The 26,307-nt window shown below is 63.0% G+C and carries 26 protein-coding genes; 5 read left to right on the forward strand and 21 right to left on the reverse strand.

Annotation, left to right across the window (positions count from 1 at the left end; translation table 11 throughout):
• Positions 1-254 precede the first annotated feature (254 nt).
• The 14 genes from EN824_RS17565 to EN824_RS17630 all read right to left on the reverse strand — a co-directional run bounded on the left by EN824_RS17565 (position 255) and on the right by EN824_RS17630 (position 13,213).
• Positions 255-878 (reverse strand): sarcosine oxidase subunit gamma family protein, encoded by a 624-nt coding sequence (locus EN824_RS17565; protein WP_127277898.1) that lies wholly within the window; start codon positions 876-878, stop codon positions 255-257.
• Positions 871-3,843: a sarcosine oxidase subunit alpha gene (locus tag EN824_RS17570; protein WP_127870643.1), complete on the reverse strand. Its 2,973-nt coding sequence runs from the start codon at positions 3,841-3,843 to the stop codon at positions 871-873. The genes EN824_RS17565 and EN824_RS17570 overlap by 8 nt, the downstream gene beginning before the upstream one ends.
• A gap of 52 nt (positions 3,844-3,895) precedes the next feature.
• Positions 3,896-4,171 (reverse strand): sarcosine oxidase subunit delta, encoded by a 276-nt coding sequence (locus tag EN824_RS17575; protein WP_127870644.1) that lies wholly within the window; start codon positions 4,169-4,171, stop codon positions 3,896-3,898.
• 14 nt (positions 4,172-4,185) lie between these two features.
• A complete protein-coding gene (locus EN824_RS17580; RefSeq protein WP_127870645.1) occupies positions 4,186-5,439 on the reverse strand; it encodes a sarcosine oxidase subunit beta family protein in 1,254 nt (417 codons plus the stop codon).
• 36 nt (positions 5,440-5,475) lie between these two features.
• Complete coding sequence (glnT, locus tag EN824_RS17585; RefSeq protein ID WP_135916234.1) at positions 5,476-6,783, reverse strand: type III glutamate--ammonia ligase; 1,308 nt, start codon at positions 6,781-6,783, stop codon at positions 5,476-5,478.
• 34 nt (positions 6,784-6,817) lie between these two features.
• Positions 6,818-8,146: an FMN-binding glutamate synthase family protein gene (locus tag EN824_RS17590; protein ID WP_015318914.1), complete on the reverse strand. Its 1,329-nt coding sequence runs from the start codon at positions 8,144-8,146 to the stop codon at positions 6,818-6,820.
• A gap of 6 nt (positions 8,147-8,152) precedes the next feature.
• The gene (locus tag EN824_RS17595; RefSeq protein WP_135916235.1) at positions 8,153-8,875 is read right to left on the reverse strand and encodes a GXGXG domain-containing protein; all 723 of its coding nucleotides are present in this window, start codon (positions 8,873-8,875) and stop codon (positions 8,153-8,155) included.
• A gap of 4 nt (positions 8,876-8,879) precedes the next feature.
• A complete protein-coding gene (locus EN824_RS17600; RefSeq protein ID WP_127870649.1) occupies positions 8,880-9,776 on the reverse strand; it encodes a glutamine amidotransferase family protein in 897 nt (298 codons plus the stop codon).
• An 84-nt stretch (positions 9,777-9,860) separates the two neighbouring features.
• Complete coding sequence (locus tag EN824_RS17605) at positions 9,861-10,190, reverse strand: hypothetical protein (protein ID WP_127870650.1); 330 nt, start codon at positions 10,188-10,190, stop codon at positions 9,861-9,863.
• Positions 10,187-10,876: a hypothetical protein gene (locus EN824_RS17610; RefSeq protein ID WP_189522189.1), complete on the reverse strand. Its 690-nt coding sequence runs from the start codon at positions 10,874-10,876 to the stop codon at positions 10,187-10,189. The genes EN824_RS17605 and EN824_RS17610 overlap by 4 nt, the downstream gene beginning before the upstream one ends.
• 45 nt (positions 10,877-10,921) lie before the next feature.
• Positions 10,922-12,328, reverse strand: coding sequence for an APC family permease (locus EN824_RS17615; RefSeq protein WP_127280936.1), 1,407 nt, complete (start codon positions 12,326-12,328; stop codon positions 10,922-10,924).
• Positions 12,329-12,342: 14 nt separating this feature from the next.
• Positions 12,343-12,504, reverse strand: a complete 162-nt coding sequence (locus EN824_RS17620) for a hypothetical protein (protein ID WP_127280937.1) — start codon at positions 12,502-12,504, stop codon at positions 12,343-12,345.
• Positions 12,505-12,536: 32 nt separating this feature from the next.
• Positions 12,537-12,914: a hypothetical protein gene (locus EN824_RS17625; protein WP_127870651.1), complete on the reverse strand. Its 378-nt coding sequence runs from the start codon at positions 12,912-12,914 to the stop codon at positions 12,537-12,539.
• Between the two features lie 11 nt (positions 12,915-12,925).
• Positions 12,926-13,213 (reverse strand): hypothetical protein, encoded by a 288-nt coding sequence (locus tag EN824_RS17630; protein WP_127870652.1) that lies wholly within the window; start codon positions 13,211-13,213, stop codon positions 12,926-12,928.
• 287 nt (positions 13,214-13,500) lie between these two features.
• Between EN824_RS17630 and EN824_RS17635 the strand changes: the two genes are divergently transcribed.
• The 4 genes from EN824_RS17635 (at position 13,501) to EN824_RS17650 (ending at position 17,364) form a co-directional block, all read left to right on the forward strand.
• On the forward strand, positions 13,501-14,634 hold the full coding sequence (locus EN824_RS17635) for an aminomethyltransferase family protein (RefSeq protein ID WP_135932568.1): 1,134 nt from the start codon (positions 13,501-13,503) through the stop codon (positions 14,632-14,634).
• Positions 14,635-14,675: 41 nt separating this feature from the next.
• Positions 14,676-15,272, forward strand: a complete 597-nt coding sequence (locus EN824_RS17640) for a dimethylamine monooxygenase subunit DmmA family protein (protein WP_135932569.1) — start codon at positions 14,676-14,678, stop codon at positions 15,270-15,272.
• Positions 15,269-16,234 carry a PDR/VanB family oxidoreductase gene (locus EN824_RS17645; protein WP_135932570.1) on the forward strand — a complete coding sequence of 322 codons (966 nt, stop codon included), beginning with the start codon at positions 15,269-15,271 and terminating at the stop codon, positions 16,232-16,234. Before EN824_RS17640 ends, EN824_RS17645 begins: the two co-directional genes overlap by 4 nt.
• An 89-nt stretch (positions 16,235-16,323) precedes the next feature.
• A complete protein-coding gene (locus EN824_RS17650; RefSeq protein WP_135865244.1) occupies positions 16,324-17,364 on the forward strand; it encodes a DUF3445 domain-containing protein in 1,041 nt (346 codons plus the stop codon).
• 150 nt (positions 17,365-17,514) lie between these two features.
• On the opposite strand, the gene EN824_RS17655 is transcribed toward EN824_RS17650, so the two are convergent.
• Positions 17,515-18,228 carry an XRE family transcriptional regulator gene (locus tag EN824_RS17655; protein WP_127278422.1) on the reverse strand — a complete coding sequence of 238 codons (714 nt, stop codon included), beginning with the start codon at positions 18,226-18,228 and terminating at the stop codon, positions 17,515-17,517.
• A gap of 261 nt (positions 18,229-18,489) precedes the next feature.
• On the opposite strand from EN824_RS17655, the gene EN824_RS17660 reads away from it, so the two are divergent.
• Positions 18,490-19,848, forward strand: coding sequence for an NAD(P)/FAD-dependent oxidoreductase (locus EN824_RS17660; protein ID WP_127278421.1), 1,359 nt, complete (start codon positions 18,490-18,492; stop codon positions 19,846-19,848).
• Between the two features lie 24 nt (positions 19,849-19,872).
• Here the strand turns inward: EN824_RS17660 and EN824_RS17665 are convergent, their stop codons facing one another.
• From EN824_RS17665 to EN824_RS17690, 6 genes are all read right to left on the reverse strand, one after another.
• Positions 19,873-20,250 (reverse strand): GFA family protein, encoded by a 378-nt coding sequence (locus EN824_RS17665; RefSeq protein WP_127278420.1) that lies wholly within the window; start codon positions 20,248-20,250, stop codon positions 19,873-19,875.
• A 38-nt stretch (positions 20,251-20,288) separates the two neighbouring features.
• Entirely contained in the window at positions 20,289-22,271 is a 1,983-nt protein-coding gene (locus EN824_RS17670) for an ABC transporter permease subunit (protein WP_135932571.1), read from the reverse strand.
• Positions 22,268-23,341, reverse strand: coding sequence for a glycine betaine/L-proline ABC transporter ATP-binding protein (locus EN824_RS17675; protein ID WP_135932572.1), 1,074 nt, complete (start codon positions 23,339-23,341; stop codon positions 22,268-22,270). Before EN824_RS17675 ends, EN824_RS17670 begins: the two co-directional genes overlap by 4 nt.
• A 75-nt stretch (positions 23,342-23,416) precedes the next feature.
• Positions 23,417-24,391, reverse strand: coding sequence for an ABC transporter substrate-binding protein (locus EN824_RS17680; protein ID WP_127278417.1), 975 nt, complete (start codon positions 24,389-24,391; stop codon positions 23,417-23,419).
• A 415-nt stretch (positions 24,392-24,806) separates the two neighbouring features.
• Positions 24,807-25,571, reverse strand: a complete 765-nt coding sequence (locus EN824_RS17685) for an SDR family oxidoreductase (RefSeq protein WP_127278416.1) — start codon at positions 25,569-25,571, stop codon at positions 24,807-24,809.
• Between the two features lie 57 nt (positions 25,572-25,628).
• On the reverse strand, positions 25,629-26,210 hold the full coding sequence (locus tag EN824_RS17690; RefSeq protein ID WP_127278415.1) for a hypothetical protein: 582 nt from the start codon (positions 26,208-26,210) through the stop codon (positions 25,629-25,631).
• Positions 26,211-26,307 lie beyond the last annotated feature (97 nt).

Consider the following 26,307-nt stretch of genomic DNA (forward strand, 5'->3'; position numbering starts at 1 on the left):
GTTCGAGAAACTAGTTTGCCTGTGTGTAAAATTATTTTCGCTGAGAGAATAGCAGGGTGGTCGCTTTTGGCAAGGCGCCGCCTGATCTTCCCTTCTCCCCTTGTGGGAGAAGGTGGCCTCGCGAAGCGAGGTCGGATGAGGGGTGTTCCAGGGAACGCAAACGTCTCACTCCGCTGGAACACCCCTCATCCGTCTCGGCGCTATCGCGCCGATCCACCTTCCCCCACAAGGGGGGAAGGAAGGGGGCGTCGCCGCTACGCCAATTCCTCGGAATGCCCGATCTCGACGCCATACTCCGCGGCCGAGTCCAGAATGGTGTGCCACAGGCTCTCGGCAAAGGTCGCGAACACCAGCAGATTGAACACCGCCTGTCCGTCGCGATCCGCGCCGCGCCACAGTGTGACGCTGGTGTGGTCCATCGACGTGGCTGCCGCCGCGCCTACGCCAAAAACATCGGGGTGCAGGTCGATCGACGACAGCTTGGCCAGCATGGTCCGCGCCTTGGCGCCGGAGATGCTGATCAACACCCGCGCATGCGACTGGTCGGAAAGCGAGGCCGAGCCGGTAAAGCCGGGCTCAAGGGCCTCGATCGAATGCTTGCCGCCTGTCGACAGGGCAAGGAACTGATCCGGCCCCGACCAGATCAACGTGGCATCCGCCGCGCCGAGCGCGTTCGGCGTTTCCGGAGCAGCAACGCCAAAGCGAGCCTTGGCCGCCTCGGCCATCTCAGCCGCCTTGCCACGCCGCGCCATTACCTGGACGAGGTCGAGATTGCGGATCTCGGTCAGCGACACGCCGGCATCGCCGCTCGCACCATGAGGCCCGGCAACGAGTGCGCGATCAAGCGGGCTGCGGGTCTCCCAGGAAAACTCAGCCACGCTGGCGCCCTCCATCCGGATCGTAGAAGACGGGATTGCAAATCTCGACGTCATAGTCTTCGCCGCGCAACGGATCGTGCGCATGCACGATCTCGCCGATACGCTCACGGCCGCGCTCGACAAGGGCAAGCCCGATCCAGTGGTCTGATGTCGGCGAGAAGCAGATCGAGGTGACATAGCCCTGGTCGTTATCAGGCCCGGGCGTCTGCCCCTTCGGAATGATGTGCGCGCCGGAGCGTAGCCGTCGCGCCTTGTCGGTCGGCTTGATGCCAACGACCACCTGCCGGTCCGCTGCAATCAGCGCCTCGCGTCCGGCCATGACGCGGCCAATGAAATCCTTTTTGGTCGACATCATCTTGCCGAGGCCAAGATCGGCCGCGGTTGTCGTGCCGGAGAGCTCCGGTCCGGCGACATGGCCCTTTTCGATGCGCATGACGCCGAGCGCCTCGGTGCCGTAAGGCGTCACACCGAACGGATGGCCCGCAATCATCAGATTGCGGGCCATCGCCTCGCCGTAGCGTGCCGGCACCGAAATCTCGAACGCCATTTCGCCGGAGAAGGAGATGCGGAACAGCCGCGCCTTGACGCCGCCGCGCAACGCGACTTCGCGCGCGCCCATGAAAGGGAAACCTTCGTTGGAGAGGTCTTCCGAAGGATCGACGATCTCTTTCAACAGATCGCGGGTCTTGGGTCCGGCAATGGAGAACTGCGCCCACTGGTCGGAGACCGAAGTAAGCTGGACATCGAGTTCCGGAAACAGCACCTGCCGGCAGAACTCGAGATGCTGCATCACCAGCCCGGCCTTGGCCGTCGTGGTGGTCAGGAAATAGTGGTCCTCGGCCAGCCGCGACGTCGTGCCGTCATCATAGACGATGCCGTCCTCGCGCAGCATCAGCCCATAGCGCGCCTTGCCGACGGCAAGATTGGAGAAGGTGTTGATGTAGACGCGGTCGAGGAAGGCGCCGGCGTCCGCGCCATGCACGTCGATCTTGCCCAGCGTCGAGACATCGCAGAAGCCGACGCCGCCGCGCACCGCCTTGACCTCGCGGGTCACCGATTCCAGCCAGTCCTTCTCGCCGGCGCGCGGATACCACTGTGCCCGTTTCCATAAACCGGTGTCGACGAAGATCGCACCCTGCTCGGCGGCCCAGTGATGCGACGGCGTCAGCCGTGTCGCGTGAAAAGTCTCGTCGCGGTGATGGCCGGCGAAGGCGCCGATGGCCACCGGCACGTAAGGCGGCCGGTAGATCGTGGTGCCCGTCTCGGGAATGGATCTGCCCGTGACCGCCGCCATGATGGCGAGGCCGGCGACATTCGAGGTCTTGCCCTGGTCGGTCGCCATGCCAAGCGTGGTGTAGCGCTTCAGGTGCTCGACCGATTCAAAACCCTCACGCTGCGCCAACTCGATGTCGGATGCGGTGACGTCATGCTGCTGGTCGACAAAGGCCTTGCCCTTGCCGGCGACATGCCACAGCGGCGTCAGCGAAAAGGCCTCGTCATCGGCCACCGGCGTGGAGCCTGAACCATTGCCACGTCCGGCATCGCGTGCCGCCGTCACGCCCGCCGCAAAACCTTCGCGCAGGCAGGCGCCAAGTCCGAAGGCACCGTTTGCGGCGCCCGCTGCGACCATGCCGGGCGGTGCGCCGTCAGGCACGAAGGCGGCGATGTCGTCGCGCCATTTCGGCCGGCCGCGATGGTAGGAGGTGAGCCCCACGGTCGGGTTCCATCCGCCGGAAACGGCAAGCCCGTCGGCTTCCACTTCGGCACGCGCGCCGCCGGGGAGCGAGACCGAAATCTTGCGCACGCCACTCTTGCCGCCATCGATGCCTCTAACCGAGCCATGCAGAACGGGAAAGCCGCCCTTGCTGGCAAGCGAACGATGCGCCGGCGAAATCTCCGCGCGCGCGTCGATCACGGCCGCCACTTGCAAGCCGGCACCGAGTGCGGTCTCGACCGTGCGCCAGCCATCCTCGTTGTTGGTGAACAGCGCCATGCGCTTGGCCGGGGCCGCCGCGTAACGTGTGATATAGCTGCGCATGGCGGACGCCATCATCACGCCTGGCGCGTCGTTGCCGGCAAAGACGATCGGCCGTTCGAGCGCGCCTGCGGCGACGACGCAGCGCTTGGCCACGATCCGCCACAGACGCTGCCGCACCTGATGCTCGGGCGGCGAGGGCACGTGGTCGTTGACGCGCTCGATCGCGCCATAGGTGCCGCCGTCATAGACGCCGAACAGCGTCGTGCGCGTCATTATGCGCACGTCGGGCAGGGATCCAAGTTCAGCCAGCGTCCGTGAAAGCCATTCGGCCGCCGGCATGCCGTCGATCGTGCCGCCATCGGCAAGCAGGCGGCCGCCGGGGGTAAAATCCTCCTCGCACAGGATGACGCGCGCACCCGTGCGGCCTGCGGCCAATGCGGCCGCGAGGCCGGTCGGGCCCGAGCCGGCGATCAGCACATCGCAATGCGCCCACGCCTTGTCGTAGTGGTCGGGATCGGCGATGCCCGCCGCGCGGCCAAGGCCGGCGGCGCGTCGGATTGCCGGCTCGTAGATCGCTTCCCAGAACTTCGCCGGCCACATGAAGGTCTTGTAGTAGAAGCCGGCGACGAAGATCGGCGCGAACAGCTGGTTGACCGACATGACGTCGAAATTGAGCGACGGCCAGCGGTTCTGGCTGGCGGCCTCAAGACCTTCATAGAGTTCGGCCGTCGTCGCCTTGGTGTTCGGCTCGCGCCGCGCGCCGCTGCGCAGTTCGACCAACGCGTTGGGCTCTTCCGACCCCGCTGTCAGGATGCCGCGCGGCCGGTGATACTTGAACGAGCGGCCGACCAGCTTGACGCCGTTGGCAACCAGTGCCGAGGCAAGCGTGTCGCCTTTGAAGCCGGAGTAGCTCTTGCCGTCGAAACTGAAATTCAGCGGCGCCGAACGGTCGACGAGACCGCCGGAAGAGAGGCGATGAGAGGTCATGGTGTCCGGCCTCTCATTTCATGGCGAAGGGCGGCGACGTTAGCAAAATTGCTCATTTCGCAACCTGCCTCGCCCCGGCGCCCGCTGCCGGCTCAACGGCCGAAATCTCGTGCGTCAGCGTGTTGCGGGTGACCTTCAGCCAGGCCCGGCAGCCGCCGCCGTGATACCAGTTCTCGTCCATCACGCCGGCGATATTGTCGCGCAGATAGACATAGTCATAGACGGCGTCCTCGCCGGCGTCGGCCGCCGGCCGCACCGGCTTGGCGTCGCCGAGATAGGTGAATTCGCCGAGGTCGCGTTCGCCGCAGAAGGGACAGGTAATGCGCATGGTTCCAGCCGCCTTCAGTGCAGGTTCGGTTGGGCGCCCTGGCCCTTTTCGTCGATCACCGCACCGGTCCGGAACCGGTCGAGGCGGAAGCGCGCGGCCTCCTTGTGCGATTCATCGCGCGCGATCAGATGGGCGAAGACAAGGCCCGAGCCGGGTGTCGCCTTGAAGCCGCCATAGCACCAGCCGGCATTGAGATAGAGCCCGTCGACCGGTGTCTTGTCGATGATCGGCGAGCCGTCCATCGACATGTCCATGATGCCGCCCCACTGGCGCAACAGCCGCACGCGGCCGATCATCGGGATGATCGCCATGCCGCCCTCGCAGACATCCTCCATCACAGGCAGATTGCCGCGCTGGGCGTAGGAATTGTAGCCGTCGATGTCGCCGCCGAAGACGAGGCCGCCCTTGTCGGACTGGCTGACATAGAAATGTCCGGCGCCAAACGTCATGACGCCGGGGATGAGCGGCTTGATCGCCTCGGAGACGAAGGCCTGCAGCACATGGCTTTCGATAGGCAGGCGTAGGCCCGCCATATCAGCGACGCGCGAGGAAGAGCCGGCAACCGCCATGCCGACCTTGCCGGCGCCGATCCTGCCGCGCGAGGTCTCGACGCCGGTCACCTTGCCGTTCGCGTCCCTGACAAAGCCGGTGACTTCGCAATTCTGGATGATGTCGACGCCAAGTTCACTGGCAGCGTGGGCGTAGCCCCAGGCCACCGCATCGTGGCGCGCCGTGCCGCCGCGCCGTTGCAGCAGCCCGCCTTGCACCGGGAAGCGCGCATGGTCGAAATTCAGGAACGGCAGCATCTTCTTCAGCGCCGGCTGGTCGAGCAGTTCGGCATCGATGCCGTTGATGCGCATGGTGTTGCCGCGCCGCGCATAGGCATCGCGCTGCGCGTCGGAATGATAGAGGTTGAGAACGCCGCGCTGGCTGACCATCGCGTTGTAGTTGAGGTCCTGCTCCATCCGCTCCCACAGCTTCATCGACAATTCGTAGAAGCCGGTGTTGCCGGGCAGGCCGTAATTGGAGCGGATGATGGTCGTGTTGCGGCCGGCATTGCCGGAGCCGATCCAGCCCTTTTCCAGCACCGCGACATTCTTGATGCCGAACTCGCTGGCCAGGAACCAGGCGGTGGCGAGCCCATGGCCGCCGCCGCCGATGATCACCACGTCGTAGCGGTCCTTCGGCGCAGCGTCGCGCCAGGTGCGTTGCCAGTTTTTGTGGCCGGAAAGAGCGGCGCGCGCGAGCGAGAAGATCGAGTATTTCATACGTTCATTCCGAGGTCGCTCGCACCGCCAGGACGATCAAATGTCCAGCGTGTGGTCGCGCTCCCATTGCGTGAAGTGCGAGGCATAGGAATTCCATTCCTGGTGCTTCAGCTTTAGATATGCCGACGAGAATTCCTCACCCAGCGCCGCCTTGAGCGATTTGTCCTTGTCGAACTCGCGCAAGGCGTCGAGCAGGTTGAGCGGCAGTTTCGGCGCGCCCTTCACCGTGTGGCCGTGCTGGTACATGTCGATGTCGTAGCGCTTGCCCGGATCGGCCTTCGAACGGATGCCGTCGAGGCCGGCGGCGATGATGACCGCCTGCAGGAGATAGGGGTTGGCCGCGCCATCCGGCAGGCGCAATTCGAAACGTCCAGGGCCGGGCACGCGCACCATGTGGGTGCGGTTGTTGCCGGTCCAGGTCACCGTGTTCGGCGCCCAGGTCGCACCCGAAATGGTGCGCGGCGCGTTGATGCGCTTATAGGAATTGACCGTCGGGTTGGTGATCGCGGCGAGTGCGGAGGCGTGCTTCATGATGCCGCCGAGGAAGTTCTTGCCCTTGGCCGACAGGCCAAGCTCCATTGAATTGTCGGCGAAGACATTGGTCTTGCCTGATTTGTCCCAGACAGAGATGTGGGCATGGCAGCCATTGCCGGTCAGGCCCTGGAAGGGCTTGGGCATGAAGGTGGCGCGCAGGCCGTGCTTTTCCGCGATCGACTTGACCATGAACTTGAAGAACGAATGCTTGTCGGCGGTCGGCAGCGCGTCGTCGAAGGCCCAGTTCATCTCGAACTGGCCGTTGGCGTCCTCGTGGTCGTTCTGGTAGGCGCCCCAGCCGAGCGCCAGCATGTGGTCGCAGATCTCGGCGATGACATCGTAACGGCGCATCACGGCTTGCTGGTCGTAGCAAGGCTTCGATGCCGTGTCGTATTCGTCGGAGATCGCCTTGCCGTCAGGCGAGATCAGGAAAAACTCGGCTTCGACGCCGGTCTTGACATGCATGCCGTCGGCGGCTGCCTCGGCGATCAGCCGCTTCAGCGTGTTGCGCGGCGCCTGGTCGACCTCCTTGTCGTCCATGATGCAGTTGGCCGCGACCCAGGCGACTTCCGGTTTCCACGGCAACTGGATGACGGAGTCCGGATCCGGCACCGCCAGCATGTCGGGATGCGCCGGCGTCAGATCGAGCCAGGTGGCGAACCCGGCAAAGCCCGCACCATCCTTCTGCATATCGGCGATCGCCTGCGCCGGCACCAGCTTGGCACGCTGGCCACTGAACAGGTCAGTGTAGGAAATCATGAAATATTTGACGCCGTTCTTTTTGGCGAAAGCGGCGAGATCGTTCCCCATTATAGTTCCTCGCTTATGGTATTTCGGGTGTGTGTTAGAAGCCGTTCTTCCCCGGTATCCAGTTGGTGCCGGCCAGCGGCACGCCGGCCATGGCGGCTGCCTCGATCGTCAATGCGACGAGGTCCTCGGGTTCGAGATTGTGCAGGCTGTTCTTACCGCAGGCGCGGGCGATGGTCTGCGCCTCCAGCGTCATCACCTTGAGATAGTTCGCCAACCGGCGGCCGGCGGCCACGGGGTCGACCCGCTTCATCAGTTCCGGGTCCTGCGTGGTGATGCCGGCAGGGTCCTTGCCCTCGTGCCAGTCGTCATAGGCGCCTGATGTGGTGCCGAGTTCGTTGTACTCCGCCTCCCAGCGGGGATCATTGTCGCCGAGCGCGACGAGCGCCGCGGTGCCGATCGACACCGCGTCGACGCCGAGCGCCAGCGCCTTGGCGACATCGGCGCCGTTGCGGATGCCGCCGGAGACGATCAGCTGCACCTTGCGGTGCATGCCGAGGTCCTGCAGCGCCTGCACCGCCGGCCTGATGCAGGCGAGCGTCGGCTGCCCAACATTTTCGATGAACACTTCCTGCGTCGCCGCCGTGCCGCCCTGCATGCCGTCGACCACGACGACGTCGGCGCCGGCCTTCACCGCGAGCGCTGTGTCATAGTAGGGGCGGGCGCCGCCGACCTTGACGTAGATCGGTTTTTCCCAGTCGGTGATTTCGCGCAGTTCGAGGATCTTGATCTCGAGATCGTCCGGGCCGGTCCAGTCGGGGTGGCGCGAGGCCGAGCGCTGGTCGATGCCTTTCGGCAGCGTGCGCATTTCGGCGACACGGTCGGAAATCTTCTGGCCGAGCAGCATGCCGCCGCCACCCGGCTTGGCGCCCTGGCCGACGACCACCTCGATGGCATCGGCGCGGCGCAGGTCGCGCAGGTTCATGCCGTAGCGCGACGGCAGGTATTGATAGACCAGTTGCTTGGAATGGCCGCGCTCTTCCTCGGTCATGCCGCCATCGCCGGTCGTGGTCGAGGTGCCGGACAGCGTCGCGCCGCGCCCGAGCGCTTCCTTCGCCGGGCCGGACAGCGAGCCGAAGCTCATGCCGGCGATGGTGATCGGAATTTTCAGTTCGATCGGCTTCTTCGCATGCCGCGACCCCAGCACCACGGATGTGTCGCAACGCTCGCGATAGCCTTCCAGCGGATAGCGCGAGATCGAGGCGCCGAGGAACAGGAGGTCATCGAAATGCGGCAGCTTGCGTTTGGCGCCGGCACCTCTGATATCGTAGATGCCGGTCGCCGCGGCGCGGCGGATTTCGGAAAGCGTGTAGTCGTCGAAGGTCGCGGATTTGCGCGGTGTCGTCGGCGGGTTGCGGTACGTCATCTTGCCTCAATACGCGTCGGCGTTGTCGATATTGAAATTGTAGAGCGTGCGCGCCGAACCGTAGCGCTTGAACTCCGACGGCTTTACCCCAGTCACGCCGGCGCGGTCGAGCAGGCCCTGCAGCAATTCCAGATGTTCGGGCCGCATCTCCTTGGCGATGCAGTCGGCGCCCAGACTATCGACCTTGCCGCGCACGAAAAGCCGTGCCTCGTAGATGGAATCGCCCAGCGCATCACCGGCATCGCCCAAAACCACGAGATTGCCGGACTGCGCCATGAAGGCCGACATGTGGCCGATATTGCCGTGCACGACGATGTCGATGCCCTTCATCGAGATGCCGCAGCGCGACGAGGCATTGCCCTCGATGACCAGCAGCCCGCCCCTGCCGGTGGCGCCGGCATACTGGCTGGCGTCGCCTTTCACCGTTATCGAGCCCGCCATCATGTTTTCACCGACGCCGGGGCCCGCAGAGCCGTGCACGGTGATGGCGCTGCCCGAATTCATGCCGCCGCAATAATAGCCGACGCTGCCGCGCACATCGATGCTGACGGGCTGGTCGACACCGACGGCGACCGAGTGGTTGCCTTTCGGGTTGAGCACTTCCCATGCCGTCTCATTCGAGCCGGCGGTCAGCTTATGGAGCGCCTGGTTGAGTTCCCGCAACGACTGGACGTCGAGGTCGAAGACGCGCGCATGGCTTTCGCGCGTTGCCTTGGAGGTTGCCGGCATGAACTCAATGCTCCCAGAAATAAACGGTTGCGGGCTCCGGTTCCCAGACCCTCGCATTGTCGATGCCGGGCAGTTTGGTCAGTGCCCGATATTCCGAGCCGAAGGCGACATACTGGTCGGTCTCGGCCATCACGGCGGGCTTGCAGGCGATCGGATCGCGCACCACGCCAAAACCATTCTTGGTGCCGACGACGAAGGTGAAGAAGCCGTCGAGGTCGGAGAGCGTGCCTTCCAGCGCCTCGCCGAGATTCTTGCCGTGCGCCATCTGCGAGGAAAGGTAGGCAGCGGCGACCTCGGTATCGTTCTCGGTCTCGAATTTCATGCCTTCGCGCACCAGCTCGCGGCGGACATTGTTGTGGTTGGACAGCGAACCATTGTGCACCAGGCACTGGTCGGCGCCGGTCGAGAAGGGATGCGCGCCCATCGTCGTCACGGCCGATTCCGTCGCCATGCGGGTGTGGCCGATGCCATGCGTGCCGGTCATCTTGCGGACATCGAAGCGATCGACGACGGCCTCCGGCAGGCCGACTTCCTTGTAGATTTCAACCGCTTCGCCGGCGCCCATGATGCGGACATCGGGCCTGAGCGACTGAAGGGCTTCACGCGCCGCGTCGACCTTGTCGGGCGTGGTCCTGACCACCGCGTGTGTCGATTTCACCGCAATGCTCACCGGCGCTCCGAGAGCCTTGGCGAGTTCGGCGTCCAGCCCGCGGAAATCGCGGTCAGGCTTCGGCGACTGGATGGTGATCTTGGCCTCGTTGCCCGATGTCGCGCCATAGATGGCGATGCCGGCGCTGTCGGGGCCACGATCGCTGAGCGATACCAGCATCTCCGACAGCATCGCGCCGAGCTTCGGCTCCAGCGCCTTGTCCTTCAGGAAAAGTCCAACGATTCCGCACATGTCAGCCTCCCGACGTTTGTGACTAGAGATGATGTACCGAATGAAATCCTTGAATTCAATGGGATGAAAAAAATTTTCCTCTGGTTACGTATGCGGCTCAATGCCACTCTGCGTAACATCGCCCTCGCGCTGGGCATTATGAGCCCATTTGGCGGCGCGGATACGGGCGATCTTATAGGCGTCGAGGATCGACAGCGCATAGATCAGGAAGCCGCCGGCGTGACGGCCGACGAAGTTGGCATCCGGCGGCGAAATCTTGGCGGTCACCCAGGCCAGAATGACCATGAAGAAAAGGAACTGCAGTCCGCGCACCGGTACGCCAAGAATGACATGCCCGCTTGCCGGCAGCACGATTGCGGCGCCCAGGACGAGATAAGGGCTCACTGGCGCCGGCGAAGTGTTTGAAGTGCTCATGCGGCCTGCCGTTCGCTTCGGTTGATGGCGTCGCGCAGCTTCGAGAGAGATACGAGCAGCCGTTCGATCAGCGTCGCATCGATACGCGTGTCACCGAACGCGGCCTGCCTGAAGACCCCGTAGCGTGCCCGCTCGGCCTCGGCCAGCAACCACACGATGCGCACTCCGTTTGGCGTGATCAGCAGCTCCTTGGCGCGGCCATCCGCAAAGGGTTCGAGATGGCCGGCGATGATGCCTTGCGGAAAACGCGTGCCTCTGCGGTCCGTCCGCAGCACCGCTTCGGCCGGAAATCCCGGAGCTTTCGGCAGCGTATGGTCCAGATGGTCGAAATTGGAGAATGTCGTCGGCGAGCCCGGCCGCATCATCATGTCGAACACCGCCGGCACCGCGACCTTTTCGGTAAGGGACACCGACAGCCAGCGCGCCGGCAGCTTTCGTGTCGCAAGCGTGTCGACGATGGTGCGCAACAGGACATGATGGCCGTTCCACGATCCTTCCCAGGTGATGACGCCGGCCGTGCCCTCCGAGACATTGGCCACGTCCGCGACGACGGTGCGAATGCTGGCCTCGTCGGCGGCGAGCGCGGCCGAGGCCCTGTCGCGGCTGCGGCGTGCCAGCCACGCAAAGTGAAGGACGAGAGCCAGGACAATTGCCCCGGCAAGCAGTGCTGATGTCACCTCGGACATTTTATCGTGCAAGGCCCGTCCAGATCCTGGGCGGGCCTACTCCCATCAATAGCCCTGCGGTTTCGGCCACGGCATGGTGAACTGGTCGCCACGCCGCACGAATTTGTAGCGGTAGAAGTGGAACCACAGCGAGATCAGGAAATAGAAAGCGACCATGGCGATCAACTGCGAGCCGAAGCCGAGGAAGATGGCGAAGAAGGTCACCACGCACAGGCAGAACAGCACGATTGCCGGCAGCGGATGGAAGGGGTGCGTGTAGCCGCGGCGGATCGACCCCAGCGGCCACTTCTTGCGGAACATCATGATGTTGATGCTCATGAAAGTGTACTGCAGGACCCCCGACAGGATCGAGAAGGTGATCGCCTGGTTGAGATCGGCGATGAAGGCGAAGGCCAGCGCGATCGGCAGCAGGAACAGGATCGAGCGGTAGGGCGTGCGGTATTTCGGATGCACCGCCGAGAACCAGCTCGGCAGATAGCGGTCGCGGCCGAGCGAGAACCAGGCGCGCGCCGCGTCGTTGATGCAGCCGTTTGCCGAGGCAAGCGCGGCGAGCAGCGTCGCTATGAACAGAAGGTTCTCGAGCAGCGGGCTTCCGGTCAGCTTGCCGGCATCCCACAGCGGATAATAGGTGATGCCGAGATATTCCCAGGGCATCAGCGAGGCGCAGACATACCAGGTCATGGCGGCGGCGATCAGAAGCGTGATCATGCCGGCCATCGTGCCGTAGGGCAGCGAGCGTGCGGGCGAGCGCACCTCTTCGGCCGCCTGCGTGGTGCCTTCGATGCCGAGATAATACCAGATGCCGAACTGGAAGGCGGCAATGACCCCGATCCAGCCATAGGGCAGCGCGTTGCCTGGAGTGACCAGTTCGTTGAGCTTCAGCACCGCGCCTTGCGTCCACGGGCTGACCGAGAAGAACAGGACGACGATCGAGACATAGGCGATTGCCGTGATGACGAAATTGACGTTGAGCGTCATCAGCACGCCGCGATAGTTGAGCCAGGCCAGCACCACGATGGTCGCGGCGATGAAGGAATTGTGGGTTAGCCCTTCGACTCCGGCCTTGGCGACGATCGTGTCGCCGAGCAGGATGGCGTCAGACACTTCCAGCATCGTGTAGGCAAAGACCAGGAACAGCGCGACGTTGAACGCCATCAGCGGGCCCACGATGTGCTTGGCCTGGGCGTACTGGCCGCCGGCGGCGGCGACAGTCGACGTCACCTCGGAATCGATCATGGCCACCGAGGTGTAGAGCAGTCCGACGACCCAGCACACGATCAGGGCCGCCAGCGCGCCGCCCTTGTCGGCCGAGAAATTCCAGCCGGTGAACTCGCCGACCAGAACGATGCCGACACCGAGCGCCCAGACATGGGCCGGGCCGAGCACCCGAAGCAGCGATACCCGGTCGCCGTGAATTGTGGTGGTGATGTTGTTTTCAAGCGCGACCGTCATCGATCAATCCCCACTCAGATCCGGTGTTTTTCGGAAGCGGCTTCAAGCTCGCCTTCACGCGACGAGGTCAGAACGTCCTCGGAGTAGTTTGTATCGATCTTGAACCAGTCGTAGAGCATCCACAGCGCGAGCACGATCGAGATGCCCCAGCATGCGTAAGAGAGTGCCACCCACATGATCGTGTCCCCAAATTCTTCGTCGCCAAACTCTATTTGTCGTCGAACTTCTCGTTGATGACATCGCGATATTCGCGGTCGGATGCCCGGAACAGGAACACGAAATAACCGATCAGGACGGCCGCCATGATGATCAGTGTCGGCCAGTCGATGATGTAGTGGAACCGGTTCTGGATGATGTCGTGCGCGGTCTCCGGCGTATAGCCGAGCTTTTCCCAGATCGAGGCCATGGTCGGATTCTGCCCGAGCGCTTCCCAGGTCTTGGCATCGAGTGCATCGATGGATTTTGCGGCCCCGGCAAGACCAAGCTTCAGCGGTAGCCACAGCGCCACGAAGATGGCGACCACGACAACGGCGATGTCGAAGACTTGCGCGGCCTTGCTCTGCTCCGGCGGCGTGTAGCGGGACATTGTTTCTCCCCTCAGGACTTGCGGTTGCGGGACGCGTCGGCGTTCTTGATGTCGAGCCCGTAGATGAACTCCTTGTCTTCCTTGTAGTGTTTGACCATCGCCAGGATGGCCGCCGTGTTGAAGATGAGCACCGCGGCGGCGGCCATGGCTACGACGGCCTTGATGCCGCCCTGCGGAATGTATGGCCAAGTCATGAGGAGGACGAAGAGGATCGTCGCCCACAGGCAGACGATCAGAAGCGCGGATCCGCGCAAATCGGAGCGGTACAGCGCTTCGATGCGCTGCTGCAGGTCTGACATCGGTTTTCCCCTTCTTTGCCGACGCCCGGTTCCGAATCCACCGCCCGCCGCCCTCTTTCAAGAGAGTGAAATTTTTTTCATAAGTTCCGCTCGAATCCCCGACTTGTCAAGACGAATTTACGTAGAGTTAACCGCTCGCTTCGAGTGAACAATTTTGCCTGACAATGAAATTATTTGCTTCAAGGGGATTGCAGGCTTCCCGCGTTTGCGGTCAATATTCCATCCAAAGCTCCGGCCTCGGGCAAAGGAGCAGGGAACAGCATGATTTTCGAACGGAGGACGAGCGGATGACGGCATCCTGGAGATTTTCAACCCTGGCGGATCGCCATCGCGCTCTGGGGTCGAAACTCGAAGACTGGAGCGGAATGGGCACCGCCTGGACCTATGACAAGGATGCCGATGAGGAATATGTCGCCATCCGCACCAAGGCCGGACTTATGGATGTTTCCGGCCTGAAGAAGGTTCACATCACAGGGCCGCACGCCTCGCACCTGATCGACCTCGCCACCACGCGCGACGTGGAGAAAATCTATCCCGGCAAGTCGGCTTACGCCTGCATGCTGAACGAAGCGGGAAAATTCACCGACGATTGTATCCTCTACCGTACCGGGCCGAATTCCTGGATGGTGGTGCACGGCTCGGGCACCGGCCATGAGGAATTGCAGCGAGCGGCCATGGGCCGGGACGTGTCGCTGCGCTTTGACGACAATCTGCATGATCTGTCGCTGCAGGGGCCGACGGCGGTCGACTATCTGGCCAAGCACGTGCCGGGCATTCGCGACCTCAACTACTTCCATCACATGCAGACGCAGCTCTTCGGCTTCCCTGTCATGATCTCGCGCACCGGCTACACCGGCGAGCGCGGCTACGAGATTTTCTGCCGCGGCCAGGATGCCGGCACGATCTGGGACAGGATCCTCGAAGAGGGCAAGGGGGCCGGCATCATTCCATGCCGCTTCACCACGCTCGACATGCTGCGCGTCGAGAGCTACCTGCTGTTCTACCCCTACGACAATTCGCAAAAATATCCGTTCGACAACGAAGGCCCCGGCGACACGCTGTGGGAACTCGGCCTCGAATTCACCGTCAGCCCCGGCAAGACCGGTTTCCGTGGTGCCGAGGAGCACTATCGCCTGAAAGGCAAGGAGCGCTTCAAGATCTACGGCGTCCTGCTCGACGGCAAGGAGCCAGCCGATGAAGGCGCGCCGGTCTATCGCGACGGCAAAAAGGTCGGCGTGGTGACCTGCGCCATGTATTCGCCGCTGGTCGAGAAATCGATGGGCATCGCCCGGCTCGACGTCGACTGCGCGGTCAAGGACGCCAAGCTCGAAATCCGCAACAAGAGCGGATCGATCAAGGCGACGGCGCAACCCTTGCCATTCGACGATCCCAAGAAGACCAAGCGCACGGCGAAAGGCTGAGGCATAATCGACAGCGAGGGGTTTCGAGGCACAAAGACAGAATGGCAGCCAAGACCATCATCAGCCGACCCATTTACGGGACCCTGTCTCCGCAGCCGGGCAAGCATCATCTTTTCGTGGCGGATGCCGAAGGCGCGCTCGCGATAAAAGACATGGCCGCCAGGGCTCCGGCCGGATTCTTCGACGGAGCCGAAATCGTCTTCATTGCCGGTCCCGACGGCAAATACGTTGCCGCTCTCGAAGCTTTGAAGCCGGCGCAACTGCACATTGCGCCGTCCTTCGCTAGCCTGCTGCCGCGTCTGAAGCAGACCCTGACCAACGCGCATATGGGCTTGCGCCTTTATCTTGCCGGCACCGAAGGGCTGATCGGCCAGGCCATGCAGGTGGCGCTCGAAGCCGGCATCGATCACACCTCGATGCAGACCGAGCAACGCGGCTCGCTGGCGCGGCGCATGCAGTGCGTGCACTGCAAGGGCATTACCGAAAATGTGACGACGCAGCCCGCGACCTGTTCGCATTGCGGCCTGCTGCTTCTGGTGCGCGACCACTATTCCCGGCGCCTTGCCGCGTTCCAGGGCGTCTGCATCAATGCCGAAGACCGCAGTGAAATTCCTCCAATGGAGGAGATCTTCCGATGAGCACCGGCACCACCAAGCTCGATGTCGTGGTCAGCGACGTTGTCCCGGTCAATGACCTGGTCACCCGCTTCCATTTCCGCCGGCGTGACGGCGGGTTGTTGCCCACCTTTTCCGGCGGCGCCCATGTCGTGGTCGAGATGCGCGATGGCGAGCGCACAAGGCTCAATCCCTATTCGCTGATGGGCTCGCCGCTCGACACGCGCGAATACACCATCTCGGTGCGCCGCGACGATGTCGGTCGTGGCGGCTCGCTGTTCATGCACAACCAGGTCCGGCCGGGGCTGGAGATGGTGGTAAGCTATCCGGTCAACCTGTTCTCGCTTGATCTCAGGGCGAAAAAACACCTGATGCTGGCCGGCGGCATCGGCATCACGCCGTTCATGGCGCAGACCGCGCAACTGGCTGGCGAAGGCGGCAATTTCGAACTGCACTACACCTGCCGCACCGCCTCGCTTGGTACCTATGCCGACCTGCTCCGGGAACGCTACGGCCGTCGGGTCCGGCTCTACCACGATGACCTTGAGGAGCGTATCGATCTCGACCGGCTGTTGTCCTCGCAACCGCTCGGCACGCATCTCTATGTCTGTGGCCCTGCCGGCATGATCAACTGGGTGCGCGACCGCGCCGCCGCGCTCGGCTGGCCGCAGGAGACCGTGCACTACGAGCATTTCGCGGCGCCCCAGCCCGGCCTGCCATTCGACGTGAGGCTCGCTGTCAGCGGCAAGACCATCCGCGTCGGCTCACAGCAGAGCCTGCTCGAAGCCATCGAGGCGGCCGGCGTCGATCCACCCTATCTCTGCCGTGGCGGCGTCTGCGGCCAATGCGAGACCAACGTCATCTCGTGCGACGGCAAGTTCATCCACAACGACCATTGGCTGAGCGAGGAAGAGCACCGTTCCGGCAGGAAGATCATGCCGTGCGTGTCGCGCTTCGAAGGCAGGTCGCTGGTGCTGGAACGGTAGAGCATTTTGCAGCCAAGTGGATACTTGGCGTCGCAGAAATGCGGCTAAAACAAAGAGATAGAGCGGGCATCCCGCTCTAGGAGGAATTGATGGGCATCACCTTTCGCAAGGAAACGTTCCGCGACGACTTCACCTTCAGGAACAGCCCTGAGCACATCAGGCGGTTTCCGTTCCCGTTCCACGAAGACAGCTACATGTATGCCGTCAATATCGAGCCGCATGTCGTCGGCCCGAAGGGCTCGGTGCTGGAGAACCTGATCGACGTCGACGAACACTATGTCGCCGAGATGCAGGACCGCGCTTTGGTGCTGGCAGAGGATCCGCTGCGCTGCCAGTCGCTGCCGCACATGACGCTCGCCGGCTGGGATCTGCTGGAACTTTTGATGGAGCAGCAGGCGCTGGGTTACCCCGAGCATTTCACGCTGAAGCGCGACGGCGATCGCTGGCGCTGGATCAACCGGCCGCTCGGCATCGATGACACCTTCACCTTCGGCGACACCTCGACTTTGCCTTACGGGCCGATGGAATACATCACCCGCCAGAGCCAGGGCGATTTCTGCATCCTCGACCAGCGGGACGGCAATCTGTGGATGGATGCCGGCATGGTCACCACCCAGGCCGACTGGTCGCTCGATTTCGATATCGGCATGAATTTCTTCGAGTGGCACGCGCCGGTGCCGCTGGCGCATGAGAAGGGGATTTTCGTCAGGGCGCTAAAATTCCTCACCAATATCCAGCAGGGCAAGCCGGCCAGGCGCCTGAACTGGACGATGACCATCAATCCGCGCCTCGATACCAGCCCCGAAAACTACCACAAATGGGGCCCGGACCGGGCAACGGTGACGCCCGAGAACGTCGGCGACAAGGTGCACCTGCGGGTCGAGTTGCAGAGCTTCTGGCGGCTGCCGCGCTCCAACGGCATCGTCTTCCCGATCCGCTGCTACCTGATCAAGATGGACGAACTGGTGACGCAGCCGAAATGGGCGCGGCGCCTGCATCGCGTCATACGCGACCTGCCGGAGGAACTCGCCACCTACAAGGGCTTGACGCGCTATCGTTCGACGCTGGTCGAGTGGCTGTCGAAGCTGGATGATGGGAGCGCGACATCACAGGGGTTTGGGCCGGATTGACCTCCAAAGACTTGGGTTCCTCGCCCCCGCCAGAGGCGGGGAAGAGGTGTCCGCGAAGCGGACGGAGAGGGGCCTTCGTAGGGCGCTCCCCTCTCCGTCTCGGCTTCGCCGAGCCACCTCTCCCCACTACAGGGGCGAGGAACCAAGTGCCTAACCCGCGCTATTCTGCGGATAGCAGATAATCGAAAGGTACCGCATCGGCAGCCGCGTGAGCTCTTCCGGCCCGTGCGGCGCGTCGGCGTCGAAGAACAGGCTGTCGCCGGGCTTCATCGGATAGAGGTTGCTGCCATGCCGGTAAACGACCTCGCCCTCGAGCATGTAGAGGAACTCCATGCCCTCGTGCTGGAAGGTCGGGAACACGTCGGAATCCTCGGTCAGCGTGATCAGATAGGGTTCGACCACGACACCGCTGGTGTTGGAACCGATATGGCCGAGCAGATTGTACTGGTGGCCGGCGCGCGTGCCGCGGCGTTCGACGTCAAGGCCTTGGCCGGCCTTGACGAAGACAGCGCTGCGTTCTTCCTCGAAACGGCGGAAGAAGGCGGTGACGGGAACGCCGAGCGCCCGCGACAGCGCCTGCAGCGTGGTCAGCGATGGTGAGGTGATGCCGTTCTCGATCTTGGACAGCATGCCCAGCGAAATGTCGGTGGCGACGGCGAGATCGGCGACGGTGATGCCGAGCTTCTTGCGGAAGGCCCGCACCTCGCGGCCAATCGCCACCTCGAGCACTTTTTCGCGGGTATCGCGGATGGCGTGCGGGTTCTGCGTCAGCGGCGCCCGGATGGTCTTGCCGTCCGCCGAGACCTTTGGCTGCGGCTTTGGTTTGGCGCCGGCAAGCCCGGCCTTGGTACTGTCTTTCGCCATGTCGCCCCCCGGACTTCGCGGATTTATTTCACTCTAGGTGAACATGTCAGGTGGCGATACAACAGCGCAACCGCAACGGCAAGCCGTCTTGTGGCGCATGCGCCGGTCCTTTGAGTGCGGCCGTGGCCGGTTATTCGCCAGGAATCGATTGTGCGCAAATGCCGTTTCCGCAGATCGCTGTTGACAGCACGGAAGGGCCAATTACTGTCCTGTCAGTGAAATTTGTTTCGCTGGGGAAATCAAAAAAGAGGAGGCCCTGGAATGAAAACTCGTGTTGCCGTCATTGGAGCCGGGCCGTCCGGTCTGGCTCAGCTCAGGGCCTTCAAGTCGGCTGCCGACAAGGGCGCCGAGATTCCCGAGATCGTCTGCTTCGAAAAGCAGTCCGACTGGGGCGGCCTGTGGAACTACACCTGGCGCACCGGGCTCGACGAACATGGCGATCCCGTGCACGGCTCGATGTACCGCTACCTCTGGTCGAACGGGCCGAAGGAATGCCTGGAATTCGCCGACTACACGTTCGAGGAGCATTTCGGCCGGCCGATCGGCTCCTACCCGCCACGCGCCGTGCTGTGGGACTACATCAAGGGCCGCGTCGAGAAGTCGGGCCTGCGCAAATGGGTGCGCTTCAACAGCCCGGTGCGCATGGTCACTTTCTCGGACGAGACCAAGAAATTCACTGTCACCGCGCATGACCGGACCAACGACGTGACGTACTCCGAAGAGTTCGACAATGTCGTTGTTGCCTCCGGGCACTTCTCCGTGCCCAACGTGCCTTATTTCGAGGGCTTCTCGACCTTCAACGGCCGCATCCTGCACAGCCATGATTTCCGCGACGCGATGGAGTTCAAGGGCAAGGATATCCTGATCATCGGCCGCTCCTATTCGGCCGAGGACATCGGTTCGCAATGCTACAAATACGGCGCCAAATCGATCACCTCCAGCTATCGCTCCAAGCCGATGGGTTTCAAATGGCCGGAGAATTGGAAAGAGGTGCCGCTGCTGCAGAAGGTCGTCGGCAAGACGGCGCATTTCAAGGACGGCACGACCAAGGATGTCGATGCCATCATCCTGTGCACCGGCTATCTCCATTCCTTCCCCTTCCTGACCGATGACCTCAAGCTCAAGACAGCCAATCGCATGTGGCCGCTCGACCTCTACGAGGGCGTGGTCTGGGAGAAGAACCCGAAGCTGTCCTATATCGGCATGCAGGACCAGTTCTACACCTTCAACATGTTCGACGCGCAGGCCTGGTTCGCCCGCGACGTCATCATGGGCCGCATCAAGCTGCCCTCGGCCGAGGCGATGGCGGCGCATGGCGCCAAATGGCGCGCCCGCGAGGAGACGCTTGAGGACGCCGAGCAGATGATCTGGTTCCAGGGCGACTACACCAAGGAATTGATGGACCAGACCGACTATCCCGGCTTCGACGTCGAGGCGGTCAACCAGACCTTCATGGAATGGGAGCATCACAAGGCGGATGACATCATGGGCTTCCGCGATCATTCCTATCGCTCGCTGATGACCGGCACCATGGCGCCGCTGCACCATACGCCGTGGCTGCAGGCGCTGGACGATTCGATGGAGAGCTATCTCGAGGTGAAAGGCGTCGCGGCCGAGTAGTGGCCCAGGAGGCGGGCTTTGGCGTCAGTCTGGCACCACGACCCAGCCGTGGCGGCGCTTGTCGTAGACTGACTTTGTCGGCGCCGGGAAGGACGGATCGGCGAAACAGCCGACGGCCACGGCGACCGCCTCCGGTTTTCGTGACGGATACCAGAACACGGTCGACCCGCACGCTCCGCAGAAATGGAAGCTGATCGGGAAGCCGCTGTCGGAATCGCGTTGGAATGTCTTCGATAGGCCCCGGATATTGGTCGCGGCGGCGTCGAAGAAGGCCGCGATGCCAAACGGACTGCCGGTCCGCCGCTGACAGTCGAGGCAATGGCAAAGCGACACCATGGTCGGCTCTTGCGGGCAATGTATCTGCAATTGTCCGCAGGTGCAGCTGGCTACCCTGCTGGTCATTCTCTTCTCTCCTTTTTGGTGGTATCGGCGGTTGAGTTTTACCCCAGTCTCGCCCGTGCCTTCGCCGTCCACGCATTGAACAGCCTGTCGGCGACGATGCCGATGAAGGCGATGGCGAGGCCGGCGACAATGCCGCGGCCGGAATCGGCCTTCGACAGCGCGATGAACACTTCCTGGCCGAGGTCGCGGGTGCCGACCATGGCGCAGATGATGATCATCGCCAGCGCCATCAGGATCGTCTGGTTGACGCCGAGCATGATTTCGGGAAGCGCCAGCGGCAATTGCACACGGAAAAAAGTCTGGCGCGGCGTGCAGCCGGAAACCTTCGCCGCCTCGATCAGTGCCGGCGGCACCTGCCTGATGCCATGACTGGTGTAGCGGATCGCCGGCACCACGGCGAAGGCTATCGTCGCGATCATTGCGGTGACATCGCCGACACGAAACAGCATCACCACCGGAATGATGAAGCAGAACGACGGCAACACCTGCAGCGTGTCGATGACGGGCGTGACGATCTTTTCGAAGCGGTCGCTTCGCGCCGCCGCAAGCCCGATCGGAATGCCGATCAGGCAGGCTATGAAGGCCGAGATGCCGCAGAGATAGACCGTCGCCATGGTCTTTTCCCAAAGGCCTGTGATGGCGCAGAAGGCGGTGAGTGCCGCGACAAGTGCGGCCAGCCGCAAGCCTGAGAGCTGGTAGCCGGCAAGGCCGAGCAGGAACACCGCGCCCAGCCACGGAAATCCTTCGCAGAAGGCGCGCACCGGATTGAGCACGTTGAGGATAAGCGCCACCCGAAACGCTTCGATGATGTCGAAGAAGTTGATCGTCACCCAGTTCACCGCCGCTTTCCACAATGGCGCGGTGGTGAAGGTGATCGCCTTCGGCACGGCCGCGAAAGCCGGCACGAACAGGCCGAGCAGCGTGGTGACGGCAAGAATCGCAATGGCCAGCGTCAGATTGGGGTAGCGCCGCCAGAAACGCGGGCTGGCGGACGACCGGTGGACATTGCCTGTTGCCTGTTTGTGGGCGATGGCCTGGCTCAGCCGGTCGAGCGCGATGGCGAGCGCGACGATGGCCAGCCCGGCTTCCATCGCCTCGCCGACCTTCAGCGCGCGCAGGGCGAGCAGCACGTCGTAGCCGAGCCCGCCGGCGCCGATCATCGAGGCGATGATCACCATATTCAGCGCCAGCATGATCACCTGGTTGACGCCAACCATCAGCGTCGGCCGTGCCGAGGGCAACAGCACCCGCCACAATTTCTGCCGCGCGGTGCAGCCGGCCATGTCGCTGAACTCGCCGATCTCCAAGGGCACCCGCGTGAGGCCGAGCATGGTTGCCCGCACCATCGGCGGCGTGGCGAAGATGGCGGTGGCGATCATCGCCGAGACCGGGCTGTTGCCGAACAGGAGCAGCATCGGGATCAGGTAGGCAAAGGTCGGGATCGTCTGCATGAGGTCGAGGGCAGGGGAGACGATGAGCCTCTCCGCCCACGGCTTGCGCCACGCCCAGATGCCGGCGAATAGCCCGGTGAGAATGCAGAACGGCACCGCGATCGAGATCAGCGCCAGGGTCAGCATGGCGCTGGTCCACTGGCCGAACAGCGCGATGTAGAGGAAACAGCCGCCAACCAGCATGCCAAGTTTTCTGCCGCCGGCTGCATATCCTGCAATGAAGGCGGTCGCACAGACGCCAACCCAGGACAAACGCGGCAGCACGAAAGCGTCCGCGCCGTGACCGATCTTGAAATTCTTGGCCAAGAGGTTGAGCGCGAAGTCGAGCGGCACGCCGAGCATCGCGGTGACCGAGCGGGTCAGCCAGGACAGGTTCGACTTGATCCAGCCCATCAGCGCGCTGACCCAGTCGGCGACGGGCACGACGGCGCTCGCCGGATAGTCGACAGCCCAAGGGACGACGTCCTGCAGCAGGAACACCACCAGCACGGCGGCAAGCGCCAGCACCCAGATCACCAGCCACCGTTGAATCGGCGGCCTTGCCTGGCTGCTGCTTGCCGTTACAGTCATGCGCCGGCTCGCTCGATGCCGGCCAGAAGATCGATCACCGCTTGCGGCGTCACCTCGCCGATCGGCTTGCCGGTGCCGTTGACCACGGCGAACGGTTTACCGGCGGCAACGATGCTGGCCGAGAAGCTGGCGATCTTGGCCTCCGGCGCCACCGTGCCGCCATGTTCGGCGCCATCGCAAGGGCGCATCAGGCTGCGTGCCGAAATCACCTTGGCGCGGTCGACGTCACGGGTGAACTCGGCGACGTAGTCGGTCGCCGGATTGACCACCAGTTGCTCCGGCGTGCCGATCTGGATGACTTCGCCGTCCTTCATGATGGCGATGCGGTCGGCCAGCCCTATCGCCTCGTCGAAATCATGGGTGATGAAGACGATGGTCTTGTGCAGCATGGTCTGCAGCCGCATCAGCTCATCCTGCATCTCGCGGCGGATCAATGGATCGAGCGCCGAGAACGGCTCGTCGAGAAACCAGATTTCCGGCTTGGTGGCGAGACTGCGGGCGATGCCGACACGCTGCTGCTGGCCGCCCGACAATTCGCGCGGATAGAAATGCTCGCGCCCGCGCAGGCCGACGAGTTCGATGACTTCTCGGGCGCGAGCCTCGCGTGTCGAACGATCCTGTCCCTGGATGCTGAGCGGGAAGGCGATGTTGTCGAGCACGTTCAGATGCGGCAGCAGCGCAAAATTCTGGAACACCATGCCCATGCGGTGGCGCCTGAGTTCGATCAGCGCGGCATCGGAAATCTCGAGCAGGTCCTTGCCTTCGAATTCGACCTTGCCATGTGTCGGTTCGACCAGCCGCGACATGCAGCGCACCAGCGTCGACTTGCCGGACCCTGACAGGCCCATGATGATGAAGATCTCGCCCTGTCGGATTTCGAGGTCGACGGCGCGCACCGCGCCGACCAGCCCCGCTCCGGCTATGTCGGCTGCGCTGGCCTTGCCGTCGCGCTCGCGGATGAAATTGGCGGCGTTCGTCCCAAACAGTTTCCAGACATTGCGGCAGGCAAGTTTTATCGGCCGGGGATCTTTCCCCGTCGCGTTCGATGCCTGTTCAATAGCTTTCGTCATTCAGTCGTCCTTCTGGAACACCAGGAATTGAGACCCGGCTGGTACCAGCCGGGTCTCCCTTTCCAGTCGGAGCGATCACTGCGCCCAGGCTTTCCAGTCGGCTTCGTGGGCGGCGATCCAGGCAGCGGCGACATCCTCCGGCGTCTTGCCGTCGAGATCGATCTCGCCGCTCATCTTGTTCAACTCGTCGGTGTCGATCGTGTAGGCTTTGGCCACCTTGTAGGCGACCGGCCATTTGTCCTTCATGCCGTTCCAGGAATATTTCCAGATCTCGCCATGCGGCTTGCCGCAGTCGTATTTGGCGTCCGGGTTCACGCCCCATTTCGGGTCGTTGTAGCACTCGGGTGTGTATTCGGGGAATTGCACCCATTCGCCCTTGTATTTTGCAGGCGCCCAATGCGGTGAGTAGATCCACAGCATGATCGGCGCCTTGCGCTGATAGGCGGAATCGAGTTCGGCGAACATCGCCGCATCGGTGCCGGCATGGATGACGGTGAAGGGCAGTTTCAGCGCCGCGACACGTTCGTCGTCAAAACCTTCCCAGGTCACAGGGCCACCGAGATAGCGCCCTTTCGGTGCCGTCTCGGCGGTCGAGAACGATGCCGCGCAGGTGGCGTCGAGCAGCGCGTGCCAGTCCGGCAAGGTCGGGCACTTTTCCTTCATGTATTCGGGAAACCACCACTCTTCCTTGGCTTTTGGGCCGAGCTTGCCGAGCCGTTCGGTCTGGCCAGTGGCGTCGGAGGCCTTCATGGCCTCGCCGGCGGTGGTGTCCCAGAACTCCAGGCCGACATCGATGTCGCCATTGGTGAGGCCGGTGGTCAGGCTGGAAAGATAGTCGGCGGTCGGATATTCGACGGTATAGCCGAGCTTTTCCAGGATGCCGCCGAGGATCTTGGCGTTGAGGTTGACGCTGGTCCAGTCGAACAAGGCAATCTTGATCGGGTCGTTGGACTCCGGTGCCGCTGCCTGCGCTGTCGGCGTCATGACACTTGCCGCGGCAAGTGCAAAAGCTCCCATTGAGAATTTCGAAATCACACTGCGAACTGGCATTGCTTGGTTCTCCTTCAAGCTGTGACGTTTATTGGTCGTTCCCTTCTTGCGTCTTTTCTTGATTGTGTTGGAAAGGCTGGCTGTTGCGCAAGGCTGTTGTCGCCAGCGGCGCAAGGCCGGCGCGGCGATGCTCGATTTCGATGATGACGGATGCTGCCGGGGCGGCCCAGTCTCATGGCCGATCGATCGCCGCGATAGCAATCCGCGGATCACTTGCCAGTCCTGCGGCGCCCTGCAAGGTGCGAGCCATCAAGGTCATGATCTCGGCTGTTGGCCGGCAAGCCCCGTCTCGCCAGCGCGTTTCATAGGATGAAATTATATATACCAACGTTCATGCCGCGCAACGACTAACGCCGGGCCGGCTGCGAATTTCATACTGCAGGCGAAGTGCCGCAATCGCGGCCGGATGTGCCGCCTACCAGCAGACGTAGCCACCATCGACGATCAGGTCGAGGCCGGTAACGAAGCTCGACGCCCGGCTGGCCAGGAACACCGTCGGCCCGACCATTTCCTCGGGCGCCGCCATTCGTCCCATCGGCGTGTCGCGTTTGAAGATCTTCACCTCTTCCGCAACCTCCGGCCGCTTGTTCATCGGCGTCAGCGTGTAGCCCGGGCTGACGACGTTGACGCGCAGCCCGCGATCGGCCCACTCCATGGCGAGGCTCTTCGACATATGGATGACGGCGGCCTTCGACGAGTTGTAGTGCGCCTGCGTCAGCCCGCGATTGACGATGGTGCCCGACATCGAGGCGATGTTGATGATCGAGCCCTTGCCGCGCGCCAGCATCTTGCGCGCTTCGGCCTGGCAGGACAGGAACACGCCGGCGACATTGACTTCGTGCACCCTCCGCCATTTGTCCAGCGACAGCGCCTCGGCTGGTTCCGAGCCGGCAATGCCGGCATTGTTGACGGCGACCGTCAACGCACCGAGTTCGGCTTCGATGCGATCGATGGCCGTGGCGAGGTCACCCTCCGACGTCACCGTGCCGGCCAGCACCAGCGCCTTGCGCCCGAGTGCCGTGATCCGGTGGGCGGTTTCGTCCAGCCCGCCCTTCGACGTATGGCCGAAACAGGCGACATCGGCGCCTGCTTCGGCCAGCCCGATCGCGATTGCCTGGCCGATGCCGCTGCCGGCACCGGTGACCAGTGCGACGTCACCATTCAGTTTGAAAAGATCCATTGCTAGCCCTCCCTGTGCGGTGAGGGTATTCGCTATGCCGTCTCTCGATCAACCTCTTCAGAAATCACAGGCCCTCGGGCGCATTTCAGAGGACCAGTCCTTCAGCGGTACCGGTTTGAACTTGCCCTTGATGGGTTTGCCCGCCTCCAAATCCTTGGAGACGGTACCCTTGCCGGTGAGATAGTTGATGTCGCATTCGCCAAGCGTCGTCTCGACGCCGCTCGACGTCTGCTGGTTCCAGTCCCAATTGCGGCTATAGCCGCCGACCAGGAACTTGCCCTGGCGATGCACGATCGTCAGCGTCTCTTCCGTCGATTTGCTGGCGCCGCAGCCGAAGCAGGACGTAACCGACAGCGATCCCTTGTCCTTGCTTTCGAGATCGATGACCCGGTCTTCCGTCAGCCCTTTCCTGACGAAATCCGCTTGGCGTGAGGGACCGGGCTTTTCCGAGTCCAGATAGATGTAGAGATCGGCGGGGCCGCCGGCCTCTTGCTGGACGACCGCCCGGTCGCTCTTGCCGTCCCGATCGATGTCGAGCTTCAACTCGAAGGCGGGAGCGTTCTTGGCAAGCACCGGCATCGGCGTCGCCGCCAGGGCGACAAGCCAGGGCCAAATCGCATGATGGAGTGCTTTCCTCATAAGCAGGTGTCCGCCGCGGCACAAAAATAGCACCGCTGCCGACGGACGCAAATGCGAAACGCAAGGCTGAACCAGGTCCTGACCAGTCGAGCGTGAA

This window comes from Mesorhizobium sp. M8A.F.Ca.ET.181.01.1.1 (assembly GCF_004792025.1).
Classification (GTDB): Bacteria; Pseudomonadota; Alphaproteobacteria; order Rhizobiales; family Rhizobiaceae; genus Mesorhizobium.